The sequence below is a fragment of the Psychrobacter sp. CX14 genome (genome assembly GCF_057396205.2).
Genome location: NZ_CM183187.1, coordinates 1,483,410 through 1,496,641, shown reverse-complemented (window position 1 = coordinate 1,496,641; position 13,232 = coordinate 1,483,410). Strand labels below are relative to the sequence as shown.

General features: G+C 42.4%; 8 protein-coding genes. 5 read left to right on the top strand and 3 right to left on the bottom strand.

The genetic code is table 11. The annotated features are described in order from the left end of the window. Window positions 1-218 precede the first annotated feature (218 nt). The 4 genes from AC2SLO_RS06160 to AC2SLO_RS06145 all read left to right on the top strand — a co-directional run bounded on the left by AC2SLO_RS06160 (window position 219) and on the right by AC2SLO_RS06145 (window position 6,170). On the top strand, window positions 219-1,526 hold the full coding sequence (locus tag AC2SLO_RS06160) for a L,D-transpeptidase family protein (protein WP_486540725.1): 1,308 nt from the start codon (window positions 219-221) through the stop codon (window positions 1,524-1,526). A gap of 212 nt (window positions 1,527-1,738) precedes the next feature. Next, a complete protein-coding gene (gene coq7, locus AC2SLO_RS06155) occupies window positions 1,739-2,380 on the top strand; it encodes a 2-polyprenyl-3-methyl-6-methoxy-1,4-benzoquinone monooxygenase (protein WP_486540727.1) in 642 nt (213 codons plus the stop codon). 103 nt (window positions 2,381-2,483) lie between these two features. After that, window positions 2,484-3,425, top strand: coding sequence for a tetratricopeptide repeat protein (locus AC2SLO_RS06150; RefSeq protein WP_486540729.1), 942 nt, complete (start codon window positions 2,484-2,486; stop codon window positions 3,423-3,425). Window positions 3,426-3,668: 243 nt separating this feature from the next. Beyond that, window positions 3,669-6,170: an esterase/lipase family protein gene (locus tag AC2SLO_RS06145; RefSeq protein ID WP_486540731.1), complete on the top strand. Its 2,502-nt coding sequence runs from the start codon at window positions 3,669-3,671 to the stop codon at window positions 6,168-6,170. A 103-nt stretch (window positions 6,171-6,273) separates the two neighbouring features. Here the strand turns inward: AC2SLO_RS06145 and rnhB are convergent, their stop codons facing one another. Beyond that, window positions 6,274-7,164, bottom strand: a complete 891-nt coding sequence (rnhB, locus tag AC2SLO_RS06140) for a ribonuclease HII (RefSeq protein WP_486540733.1) — start codon at window positions 7,162-7,164, stop codon at window positions 6,274-6,276. A gap of 86 nt (window positions 7,165-7,250) precedes the next feature. Continuing rightward, a complete protein-coding gene (lpxB, locus tag AC2SLO_RS06135; RefSeq protein ID WP_486540735.1) occupies window positions 7,251-8,516 on the bottom strand; it encodes a lipid-A-disaccharide synthase in 1,266 nt (421 codons plus the stop codon). A 595-nt stretch (window positions 8,517-9,111) separates the two neighbouring features. Between lpxB and AC2SLO_RS06130 the strand changes: the two genes are divergently transcribed. Beyond that, entirely contained in the window at window positions 9,112-10,200 is a 1,089-nt protein-coding gene (locus AC2SLO_RS06130; protein ID WP_486540737.1) for a 3-deoxy-7-phosphoheptulonate synthase, read from the top strand. A 216-nt stretch (window positions 10,201-10,416) separates the two neighbouring features. Here the strand turns inward: AC2SLO_RS06130 and pepN are convergent, their stop codons facing one another. Then, window positions 10,417-13,068, bottom strand: a complete 2,652-nt coding sequence (pepN, locus tag AC2SLO_RS06125; protein WP_486540943.1) for an aminopeptidase N — start codon at window positions 13,066-13,068, stop codon at window positions 10,417-10,419. Window positions 13,069-13,232: the final 164 nt, after the last annotated feature.

Sequence of the window (13,232 nt, the reverse complement as noted above, 5' to 3'; positions counted from 1 at the left end):
TAAAGAAAATGATAGCTATGCCAACACTCGTACTGACAACAGCCATTAGAGCATGATAAAACCAGTGTGTTAGAAGGCGTCTATCAATAGATATCTAGACACAACCTCTCTGTTAACTCGCTCAATTGTTACTAATACATTAGGTTTTGTGGTAAACATTTGCCAGTAGATGATTTTCGTCGCATAATAGCAGCACTATTTTGCTTATGAATATTTGTATGACTATGACCACAAAAAACTCTCCGTTTTTACCAAAACTTCTTGCGAGCACTATTGCCGCTACTCTATTTGCGTTTAGTAGCTCTGCACTAGCCGCCAAGCCTGTTGATAGATTACAACAGCTTATCGATGAATCAACCGTGACTGAACAAACACGCACGATTGCCACTATAGATGCAGACAATAATCAAAATGATATTGACGAAGATGTGAGCCTAGACGACGCATCTATAGAAGATAACGCACAGCGTTCTGAGACAGCTACCGTTAACGCTAAGGTCAGTGAAGAGATTAAAGAGCAGGACGACAGCGATTTGGCCGCTGGTCAGGCGGTTGCCTCTATAACACCAAACAGTAATGATGAAGACTCTATTAAGAGTATTGAGAGTAAAGACGGAAAAATCTATAAGACCACTAACCTGTCTAACTATGCACGTGCGGTAAACAGTGCTACTTGGTCGCCTAATATGCGCAAAAACACAGCAATGACCGTAAAAATGCAAGCGCTGTTAGACTGGAACCATGCGTCACCTGGCCCAATTGATGGTGGTTGGGGCATGAACAGTCAAAAAGCATTAGCCAACTTCCAAACCATGAAAGGGTTGCCAAGCACCGGTAAAATGGACTCGGCAACGTGGCGTGCATTAACTAAGAATATTGATTTAAGCCAGCCAGTATTGGTTGAGTACACGCTGACTCAAGCAGATTTAGATACAAATTTTGCACCGACCCCATCAGGTTCAGAAGCCAAATCTAAGATGAAAGGTCTTTATTATCAAGATATCAAAGAAATGTTAGGTGAGCGTTTTCATATGGATGTACGCTATCTTGAGAAGCTTAATAAAGGTAAAAAGTATACTGTTGGCGAAACCATTACCGTTGTTAATACGGGCGACCCATTAAAGGCGACTATTAATCGTGTTGTTGCTAACAAAGCTGATAAGACACTGTATGCTTATAACAATGATAAATTAGTCGCCACTTATCCAACGACTGTGGGTAGCAGCAGCACCCCATCGCCTAGTGGTACTTTTAAAATTGTAAATAAGGTTAAAATGCCTTGGTATCGTGCCACAGTAAACAAAAATACTGATAATAAACAAGTATTTATGTTACCACCAGGTCCAAATAACCCAGTTGGTGTGGTGTGGATGGGTCTATCAAAACCTTCTTATGGTATTCATGGCTCACCAGTTCCTGAAGGTATTAGCCGTCAAGCATCGGCCGGTTGTGTTCGCCTGACTAACTGGGACGTGCTAGAAGTTTATGCAAATATTGAGAAAGGCGCGACGGTAGAGCTTAAATAGTCAGATCATCTATTATAGATTTATCTACTAACGACTAAAACCCCTTACCAAAAGCTTGCCCACTTGATTAGCAAAAACGCTAGGAGACTCCTGGCGTTTTTGTTAGTGCTAACACAGTAGCAACACGCTACACATAAATAAAAATAGACATCCTATAGGCGTACTGCTTATACTTTAGTTAGTTTTGTTTGACATCACTTTTTGGGGATTGTATGGCTAAGAATCTAAGTATAATCGACCGTGCCATTATCGGCTTTGATAGTAGCCTGCGCGCTATTATTCCACATTCTAATCAAACCGCACGCCCATTACCCGTGAGCTCTGACACCATCCCTGAACTGTCTATCAATGAGTCACGTCATGTGGCTGGCTTGATGCGTATCAATCACACTGGAGAGGTTTGCGCACAGGGCTTATACCATGGTCAAGCTTTTGCTGCAAAAGACAGCGCGGTGAAACAAGCCATGCAGCACTCCGCTGATGAAGAGATTGATCACTTAGTTTGGTGCGAGAGCCGTCTTGACGAATTAGGCAGTCACCCTAGCGTCTTTACACCGGTTTGGTATGGCTTGTCATTTGGTCTAGGCGCCATTGCCGGCATTATCTCTGATGAATTTAGTTTAGGCTTTGTTGCCGAAACAGAAGCGCAAGTCAGTGAGCATTTAGAAGACCATATCAAACAGTTGCCTGAACAAGATACCCGCAGTAAAGAGATTTTGGCTCAAATGAATATTGAAGAGTTAGAGCATCGACAAGCGGCGCTTAACCACGGCGGTAAAGCATTATCAGCCCCTGTTCGCGTCTCTATGCGCTGGATGGCAAATCGCATGAAAAACTTGGCTTATCATATCTAAATGAATCATAACAGCCACTGATAAGCCACTGGTTTTGACCCGTTAACAACAGCTGATACTCGCAGCTGACCCTTTTAATTTAACCCATAATAAGGATTTTATAATGACCAAACAGATAACCAAAAATGCGTTAACAAGCGCCCTACTACTTGCCGGCATTGCTTCTGGTGGCCATGCTATCGCAGCAAACACCATGAATAATACTGGTACGGCTAATACTGGTTATAGCAATACCAATTATGCTAACGCCAATATTGAGTCTGCACCGCGTATTAATCCAAAATCAACCAATCAACAGCCAGAAACCACGGGTAATGTCTACAAGGTCAAATATGACTCACAAGAGTTATTAAATGACCCATTACGTACTGCAACAGACTTGACCTCTACTCGCTTAGCAGGTATTCCAACGCCTAACGTTAGCGTATCAGACGTCAGCTACGTGACAACGGTTATTATCCCCAAAACAACCAATAATGGTACTGATTTATTAGATGTAAGCTTATTGGATGATTTTATTGATGAAATCAGCCCAAATGCACGTCACTACCCCCCTAACTTTAGCTCAAAGAGTGAGCGTTATTACGCTAAAGAGAAGCTTAAAGAGTTAGAGCAATGGTTACGTCCTTTCGCTGAAGCACCAAATGCATCATATGAAGTACTACTACGTGCGGCAAAATTAAACGGCATGGCACGTAACCTAGATTTAGGCTCAGACTATGCTGTACGTGGCAGTACCTTTATCGCTAAAGCTATCGATAGACAGCCAGACAGTGCAGAAGCCAACTTTATCTATGGCATGATGTTATCAGAGGGCGGCGGCTTTAAAGAAGGTAAAAAATACCTAATGAAGGCGGCGTCTCAAAGCTATAAAGAAGCAGAGCAAAGCTTGGCTCAAACAGATTTATTAAATGACAACCGTTCAGGTGCGTTAAGCCGTTTAAAAAGCTTACAACAGAAGCATCCAAATGATACTCAGTTAACCAAACAAATCGAAATGGTTGAGTCTGGTCAATACTATATCTGGGATCTGCCTTCTCGATAAGCGTCTAGATAGAGCGTTTAGTCCTTGTCATGCCTACTTAAGAAAGTATGATACTTACGCTTATTTTACGCTAAAATAATATTACAATTTATTTATGATATCCTAAATAAAGCCACTGATTAGTGGCTTTGTTTTTATAAGCTAGCTGACTTTCGTTAACTAATAAGTTTATTAACTATCTCTATAAAAATTATAAAAATATTCTACTAACATTTTAATAAGTTATTGCTTAGGTTGACTCTCATGCACAAACATATATCTCCTACTCGACTAATGGCTAGCATAAGCTTAGCTTTTGGCATCTTGTTGTCTACTTCTTGTAGTGTGGTCTCTGTCGAAAAAAAGAGTGCCAGTCAAACTATTGAGAGGCAACGTGGCAATATTGTCACTACCAATCGATTAAGTAATAAAACCTCCTCGGTTTTGGTATCCATGGGCGTGCCTACCGGTGAATGTCTTGATAACTTTGATGTCTGTATCAATAAAATTGAGAAAGGAATATTAAATAAAAACAGCCGCCAATCTTTAGCACTGTATGCAGAAGTGTATTTGGCAAAAGCTAAGTCCATCGCCGAATCTAACAGCTGCGTTGAAAAAATATTACGCCCGCCTATTGATCCTTATTATGCCAATGCGCCTAGAACGCCAGAGCAAAAAGATGAATTAATAGACTATTTAACTCGCTGTAATACCGAATACCGCGACAGTCTATTAAATGCGATTAAGTATAGTTATGGCTATCTGTTTTATGCGCAGTTGCATCCTAATTCTGATGATGCTAGAGAAATGCGACGCCTGCCCAATAACTTACCGACTGACTTAGATATTCAAACCAAGGATGTTTATGAGGCAGCGACTGATGCCTTGATTAAACAACTTTACTCTAATAAAGACCATACTCAGCAATCAGCAAAAGTTAATTCATATATTAGCTCAGAGCTAGTCAAAGATGCCAAACGCTCGATGCAAGATGGCCTTAATGAAGCCAATGGTATGCCTTATGGCGAGCAAATTAAGGTTTTAAACTTCATCTTTCCGCCGTTATCAGAAGACAACTATTTTAATAACATTCAAGGCACCGAAAAGACAGAAAGCCAAGAGGATACCGCAGGCGGTTCTAGCATACGCACCGAAACGATTTCCATTGATTTATATTTACCCAATGAGCCTGAATACTTGCAGAACACTCAGCGCCATAACAAAAGCATCGATAAACTGTACGCCAGTCACGACCTAAGCTTCTCTGGCCTTAACACCATCAGTGAAAGAGAAGGCTTCGGGGTTAGCTATGTCTCTTTGCTTGATGAGCGACTCGAGACCTCCGTCACCGGTATGCTTAAGGCGGATAATGCAACCTTAAACTCTGAAAATCCGATGGATCGTATTTACCTCACTGGCAACTTACTGATGACTGGTGTCGTGCTGCCTAAGGGAGACACGCTTGAGGATATTTTAGACAGCCACGATTTTGATATCCATCTATATAACCCCTATCACACCGAAAGTATTGATATTTTGGGTCAATCGTATTATCTAGGCGCTAACTTCTCTGCAAGTTATGGTATGTGGCTTGCTGAAAATAGACTGGATAATGTCGGTTACTTTAACTTATTGGCCAAGCAGCAGACACTGACATTGCCGCAACTGTTCATGTTAGAGCCTTATGATCCGAACAAGCGCATTATTATTATGCTGCACGGTTTGGCCTCTAGCCCAGCTACTTGGGTCAGTGTGACTAACGATATCTCAAATGACCCGAAACTGCGTGATAACTATCAAGTGTGGCAGATATTTTATCCCACCAATATTCCGATTTTAGAAAACCGTTATCGCATCCAAGAGCTGATTGAAACTGCTTATCAGATGAATGATCCAGCTGGGAAACATCCGGCCAGTCAGCACAGTGTGCTTATCGGCCATAGCATGGGTGCGGTCATTGGGCGTATGATGGTGTCTAATCAAAACCTAGAATCTCGCTTTAACACATTGACTGCAGAGGAATCTGATCGCCGTTTAAGCAAATTGCTATCTTCAGAGATTGATAAGCTTAATGTCAGTAACAGATTGCACTTACATAAGCTTGATAGCGTCGATACTGCGGTGTTTATTTCTGCACCGTTTAGAGGAACAGACTTTGCAGATCGTTGGTTTACTCAGTTATTACGCCGCATTGTGCAGCTACCCATTGGCTTTGCACAAACCATCAAGGGCAACCTAACCAGTATCGCCTCTGAGGGTGAGCTCGTTGCTAACCCATTAGGCGCGTTGTATTTTGAGAATGGTGCCAGTCAGCTTAGTGATAAATCATCGTTTATGAAGCTAACTGCCGATCTTAAGATTGCAGATGATGTGACCTATCACTCTATTATCGCCAATAGAGATTCCGATATTTTCCAAGGTTTATTAAGGCTGAATATAGCGACTACACCAAAGACCTCTCTATCAGATGCGTCTCCTGAAACGGCAAATGTTGGTAAGCAAAGTATGCCAGATATTGGCGTTGAAGGTAAAGAGATTGAACAGCCAACGACCATTGGCGATTTAAAAGATGATTTAACTCAGACTGTTGCTCCAAGTATGTCAGATGGTATCGTTCCTTATAGCAGCGCGCATTTGGAGGGTGCAAAAAGTGAAACCATTATCTCTGGAGGTCACGGTATTCATGAGACACCTGAAGCGGTATTAACCTTACGTAAAATACTGCATCAGCATCTTAATGAGTACCCTATTCAAAACAAAAAATAACGTTAACGCTCTAAACAAAAAGAGACCTCATAAGGTCTCTTGTTTACGCTACCTATTAAGAGTCTATACTAAAGCCGGTTATCAAGTTTTCTAAACGACTCATTTATGACTGGAGTGATAAGGCATCCTGCACTGGTCTAAAACTACGGCGATGCTGCGGCAGTACGCCTAGTTTTTGAATCGCTTCTATATGCGCTTTGGTGGGATAACCTTTGTGTTTCTCAAGCCCATAACCTGGATTGGCAAGCCCATCTTCTATCACTTGCTTATCTCGCGTTACCTTAGCCAGCACACTCGCAGCTGCAATAGCCGTATGACGCCCATCACCCTTTATCCAAGCTTCGGATTCTACGTTAAAGCTATCTTTACCACCTATTTGCTGACTCTCTAACTGCTGCCAGTCTAAATCAGGTATCTTATTACCATCAATAAGTAATTTAAATTCAATCGATGAGAGCGGCTCGGAAACAGCCATCTGCTGCTGATTAGACAAAATACTTTGACTAACCTGAATCATCAATTGCTCACAGGCAAGGCGCATACCTAGCATGGTTGCCTGCAGAATATTAATATCATCAATGGCAGCAGCCGGTACCTCAACAATAAGGTAGGCCAACGCCTGCTCTTTAATTGGTAAGTATAGACGCTCCCGCTTTAGTTCAGTGAGTTTCTTAGAGTCGGTCAATATTGCCAGCGCCGTGTCTGTTAATAATGCACTTTCTATTTCGCCAGACCATGTGCTCGGCAAGATAGCAGCCGCAATCATCACACTACCATATAGTGGACCACGACCAACCTCATCAACCCCTATCTCAATGCAATACGACTGATCGTTGTTATCATTTTCTAAAAAGTACTTCGTAATGTCTTGAATGAACGCTGTCTCATGTACTTCGCCTTGCAACTTGATTGGTTGGCTTAATTCAAAAGACAGGCTCGGCTGTGCAGACGGTAAACGGGGTAGTTCATAGATATCTTGATCAATCACGGTCATAAAAGAGTATTGCCTGTCTCATAGAAGCGATGAGTTATTTAAAATCAATCAATGACAGTAAATAGAGAACTACTGATTAAAATAGGCTACTGCCGGGCCTGATAATCATGCCAAGTATTGATAACAGCGGCCACTGCGCTTTGATTGCTCTGCTCTCTTAACCACTCGGACGTTTGTTGCAGGTTATGCAGCTGCTCATCATAGTCTCGGGTCTGTCTTAATCGTGTCACCGCTCGGCAGATATTATCACCTGTGGCCTCCTCTTGAATCAGCTCAGGTACAATTTGCTCGCCTGCCAGAATATTTGGTAAGGCAACATAAGGTACTTTTACCAAGCGACTGGCAATAGCATATGTCAGCTTATTCATCTGATACACCACCACCATGGGGCGATGTAATAACATGGCCTCTAAGGTCGCTGTTCCGGATGCCAAAACAATCAAATCACACATTGCCATAATCGATTGACTAAAGTCTGTCTTGCTTTGACTTTCGTCATACGCAACCGCGACCGCTGAACGCAGCGATTCATTTTGTCTATCAATTAAGTCTTGCACAATATATTGATGGTTTTTATCGATGGTTGGAATCACAAAGCACAGATGCTCATCGACCAATAATAAGCGAGCGACCGCATCGAGCATCAAAGGCAAAATGGCATTAATCTCAGAGCGTCTTGAACCTGGCATTAAACAAATTATCTGACTGATATCTTCTTTACGATTAGCAAAGAATTCATGTAATTCAGGATTATTCCACACCAGTTCACGGCGCTGCTCAAGCGTGGATATCTCCACAAACTCACGTGGCAAATTATGCAGCAGCGGATGCCCAACACAGATAGCAGGATGATTATGACGCTCATACACCTCTAACTCAAATGGAAACAGACACAGCACCAAATGCGTCGCCTTTTTAATCGACTCAATACGCGACTCTCGCCATGCCCAAATGGAGGGGCTAACGTACTGCACACAAAAGATACCTTTTGGCTTCAGTTTTTTGGCAACGCGTAAATTAAAATCAGGGGCATCAATACCAATAAACCAGTCTATATTGGCAGCAGTAAAGGCCTCAACCAACTCTCTACGTGCTTTGAGCAAATCGGGCAATTGCGATAATACTTCGACCAGTCCCATAACCGCTAGACGCTCTAATGGGAATAAGGACTGTAAACCCTGCGCTTTCATTTTGGGGCCGCCAACACCGACCCAAACCACCTGCTCATACAAATTATTCATTTGCGCCATAAAATCAGCACCAAGGCTATCACCTGATGCCTCCCCTGCCACAATACCAATAATGAGCGGCTTAGTTTGAGACTGTAATGATTGTGCAGCGCTTGCCAGCATAGCGAACTCTACTTTAATATTAGAAGATTATAAACATCTCCAGTATAACAAAAATTTGGCCCACCTATTTCTTATATAAAGAAATAACCCCGCCTTTACTCTTGTCAATCCACACATTACACCCCATAATAAAGTTAATAGTACGAATAAGATGCGTTCTATCAATTGTCCTAAAAAGACATGATATAGGTTGATACTAAGGACATTGCTGAACCATCAGTGATGAATAGATAGCATAATTAGCGCCTTTTATTCGGCACATAAAATTCACAGACTAAAATTAGGGCGTGTGGAACATTCGCAAATTAGCATTGCTGATAGCTAAAATTGTTTCAGACTAGGCGTAAACCGTAGTTAATGTCTAGACCTTGACTAGGTTTGCAACAACGTCTGGGGCGATTTTAGCATCAGCCCTGCGGGGCGGGACTCTTTTTTACCAATATATTGCGAAATTGTCTAACTTAGAATGACTAAGCGTCAAAAATTTCACTGCATATTGACTAAAAAATAGTCGCCGCCAGTGCCATGGTCGAATGTTCCACACGCCCTAACTTCCAAACTTTTTTTATAATTATTTAAACCAGGCAGATCGCTTATGACAACAACATCGACTACCCATACCACGGACATTGACGACGTGAATATCGAAGAATTCATCCCGCTTATCACACCGGCTAGCCTTAAATCCGAATACCCTTTATCAGAAAAGGCGTATCAAACGGTACTTAAAGGTCGTACGACCATTCAAGACATTCTTGATGGTAAAGACAAGCGCTTATTGGTTGTGGTTGGCCCTTGCTCTATCCATGACGTTAAAGCGGCACATGAATATGCAGATAAGCTGGTTAAATTGGCCGAAGAATTAAAAGACAGCATCTATATTGTAATGCGTGTCTACTTCGAAAAACCACGTACTACCGTTGGCTGGAAAGGTCTGATTAATGACCCAGATATGAACGATAGCTTCGATATTGAAAAAGGTCTACGTATGGCACGTAAACTATTACTAGACCTAAATGAGAAAGGTCTACCTTGCGCCACAGAAGCACTTGATCCAAATACACCGCAATATATACAAGACTTAATCAGTTGGTCAGCCATTGGTGCACGTACTACAGAGAGTCAGACGCACCGTGAAATGAGCTCTGGCCTATCATGCCCTGTTGGTTTCAAAAATGGTACAGATGGCGGTATGACCGTTGCTGTTAATGCGATGAATGCTGTGAAATCTGGTCATAACTTCCTAGGACTATCAAGCGATGGTCAGGTTTGTATTATCAAGTCAAAAGGCAACCCTTACGCACACGTGGTATTACGTGGTGGTAATGGCAAGCCAAACTATGACCAGTCATCGGTTGAACAGGCTGAGAATGAGCTTGAAAAAGGCAATGCTATGGTCAAAATAATGATTGACTCAAGCCATGCGAACTCTGGTAAAGACCCTTACTTACAGCCTATGGTCATCCAAAACGTTGCTGAACAAATCAGCAATGGTAACCAGTCTATTATGGGCTTGATGATTGAAAGTCATCTAAAAGGTGGCAATCAGAAGTTAACTGACGACCCAAGTCAGCTTGAATACGGCAAATCAATCACCGATGGCTGCCTAGATTGGGACAGCACGGTTGCCTCACTACGCAACTTACGTAATACGATTAAAGACGTGTTGCCTAACCGCGCATAGCACCAGTTATAATGTAGGTTTTAGAACTTAAAATAAAAAAACGCCTAACTTATGTTAGGCGTTTTTTAGATAGAGCATGATTTATAGACCATGATTTATAGACTATAGTCATAGGCAACTAAATGAGATACAAGGCAACCGAGTGCAAGTACTACTCTAGTAGGCTTAGTGAGGTTAACGCTGTAGCTCTTTAGTTTGGCTAAGACTATAAGTTAACTAGCCGGCCTGCAACATAGTCTGCAAGCTTTCGGTGACGTTTTTCGACTTCACTTTATTGCTTAGCTGCTGCAATTGCTGCTTCGCTTCAGCACGCATTGGCTCTGCAAGGGTGTACCAACGTGACAACGCTTGTAGTAGACGTGACGCTAACACAGGGTTGGTCTCATCGAGTTTTTGTACCACACTAATATAAACCTCTAATCCTTCTTTGGTCCATAGCTTGGTAGGCTGCGAGGCAAAGCTGCTCACCACAGCACGGATACGGTTCGGCGTACCCCAATCGAAGTCATCACGCTCAATTAGCGCTTTGATGTCAGCAGCAGTCGCGTTATCATCCCCTGCTTGCACACTGAACCACAAGTCAATAACCAGCGCCTCTTTTTGGAAACGCTGATAGAAGTCGGCTAATACTTTAGACTTATCAGGGTGCTGATGATTTACCATGGCACTTAATGCACCCAAGCGTTCGGTCATGCAGCTGGCATTTTCATATTGCGACTTGGCCCAATCATGTGCCTCGTTGATACCGGCCGTTAATGCCATATCAAGCACCACATTACGTAGCGCTCGCTGACCACGAGCTTCTGGCGTATCTTGATAATCCATAATCGGCAACTGTTTATAAATCTCAACCCAATCATCCGCCATTATCTCAGCAAGCTTCTGCTTTAATGCTTGCCACTTTTGTTTCATCTCATCAGGTTTATAATCCGAATTGACGGCAGTGGCCAGTTCTCGTTCAGCAGGAATATCAAGCAGACGAGCAGCTAACATCGTATCGCTCTTGGTCAAATTCAAAAATGCTTTTTTGACCGCTTCTAAATAAGTATTTGCATCCTTGTTCTGCACCAATACTTGATTTACAAGGGCTTGAGCACTTTGCCACTGGTTAAAGCCGCTGGTCTCATGGGCTAATAAGAAGGCCAAATCAGCATCACTGTGATTATATTTTAATTGTACTGGCGCACTAAAGTTACGTAGTAAAGACACCACAGGTTCAACGCCATCGGCCGTCTTAATCTCATCAAATACAAAGTCTCGACTTGATTCATCTAACATTAATAAACGCTCGGTTAACAACTCACCCGTCGTTCTATCAAACACAGCTGTGGCAATGGGAATTGGCAGCGGTTTCGGCGCATCAAACCCGTCAACATGGCGCGTTTTTTGTGATAAATGAACCGTCAGCTTGCCTGTTTCGCTATCAAAATCTTGCGAGCCTGAGACCTCTGGCGTGCCTGGCTGCGTATACCAGTCAATAAAGTGCTCCACAGATTTACCTTGTGCACTTAACGCTGATAGCCAGTCCTCTACCGTAACCGCTTGTCCATCATAACGCTCAAAATAAGTATCTGTACCCTGACGATATTCATCGCCCAAGGTGTTGGCAAGCATACGCACTACTTCTGCCCCTTTTTCATAAACGGTCGCGGTATAGAAGTTGTTAATCTCAACAAAGCTGTTAGGGCGCGGCGGATGCGCTAATGGACCGGCATCTTCACTAAATTGATAAGCTCGTAGCATAGACACATCATCAATACGCTGCACAGCTGGCGACTGATGATCGGCTGAGAATGACTGATCACGAAATACAGTCAGACCTTCTTTCAGACATAGCTGAAACCAGTCACGGCAGGTGACGCGGTTACCTGTCCAGTTATGGAAATATTCATGCGCAATGATTGATTTAACACTAAAGCTGCGTGCATCGGTTGTGGTCTCTGGGCTTGATAACACGCATGAGGTATTAAAAATATTAAGCCCTTTATTCTCCATCGCACCCATATTGAACTGACTCACCGCCACAATCATATAACGGTCTAAATCATAAGCACGGCCATAGTTCACTTCATCCCAGTGCATCGCATCTTTAAGCGCCTGCATCGCCACATGACATTTATCGATATCATAGGCCTTGGCATAAATCTCAAGCTTAACGTCTCGACCTTCAATCGTGGTATAGCTGTCTTCTAATACTGATAAATTAGCGAACACACAAGCGAACAGGTAGCTTGGCTTTTTACTTGAATCATGCCAAATGGCGTAGTGACGGCTCTTATCCTCAGCCACATCACCCGATTCAATTAAGTCACCATTGGCCAGTAATGTTGGGAGGTTTTTATTCGCCTCCAAACGCGTAGTAAATACTGACAATACATCTGGGCGATCAGGATAATACGTAATTTTGCGGAAACCTTCAGGCTCACACTGAGTGACGAACATCACCTCATCACCCTCACCTGCAATATATAAGCCTTCAAGCTCAGTGTTCTTTTGCGGCTGATGACTAACACTGATATCTAATACCACCTCATCAGGGGCATCCTTGATAATGAGCTGCTCTTTATTAAGCTGATATTCCGACTCATCAAGCACCTTGTCATTCATACGAATACTAGTCAATGTCATATTTTGACCGAGTAATACCAAATCACCCGGATGCTGACGCGTCATATTTAATACGCTATCGACAGTAGCATGGTCATCAAACAGTTTAATATCTAGATCCACACTCTCGACACTAAAGTTTGGCGGCGTATAGTCTTTTAAATAAATCTTCTCAACTGTAGTGCCTTTCTCCTCTGATAATGAACCAAGCTCATTAGGATTGTGCAGAGGGGCATCAGGGGTGACACCATCAATAATCATGGCATTATCATTGGCATCGGTTTGATTTAAATCTGTCATAATAGCTCTCTTTTTATTTAGAATTTTATTTACGATAGAATCACTTATAATTTGATCATTTACGATATGATAAAGGCTTAATACCTATATTGTGGCATTGCCGCTGTTTTAAACCCATGTTTTCA

What these genes read in the sequence shown, in the direction of transcription:
- AC2SLO_RS06160 (WP_486540725.1), top strand. Translation starts at nt 219, where the DNA reads ATGACTATGACCACAAAAAACTCTCCGTTTTTACCAAAACTTCTTGCG.
- coq7 (WP_486540727.1), top strand. Translation starts at nt 1,739, where the DNA reads ATGGCTAAGAATCTAAGTATAATCGACCGTGCCATTATCGGCTTTGAT.
- pepN (WP_486540943.1), bottom strand. Translation starts at nt 13,068, where the DNA reads ATGATTATTGATGGTGTCACCCCTGATGCCCCTCTGCACAATCCTAAT.
- AC2SLO_RS06150 (WP_486540729.1), top strand. Translation starts at nt 2,484, where the DNA reads ATGACCAAACAGATAACCAAAAATGCGTTAACAAGCGCCCTACTACTT.
- rnhB (WP_486540733.1), bottom strand. Translation starts at nt 7,164, where the DNA reads ATGACCGTGATTGATCAAGATATCTATGAACTACCCCGTTTACCGTCT.
- AC2SLO_RS06145 (WP_486540731.1), top strand. Translation starts at nt 3,669, where the DNA reads ATGCACAAACATATATCTCCTACTCGACTAATGGCTAGCATAAGCTTA.
- AC2SLO_RS06130 (WP_486540737.1), top strand. Translation starts at nt 9,112, where the DNA reads ATGACAACAACATCGACTACCCATACCACGGACATTGACGACGTGAAT.
- lpxB (WP_486540735.1), bottom strand. Translation starts at nt 8,516, where the DNA reads ATGCTGGCAAGCGCTGCACAATCATTACAGTCTCAAACTAAGCCGCTC.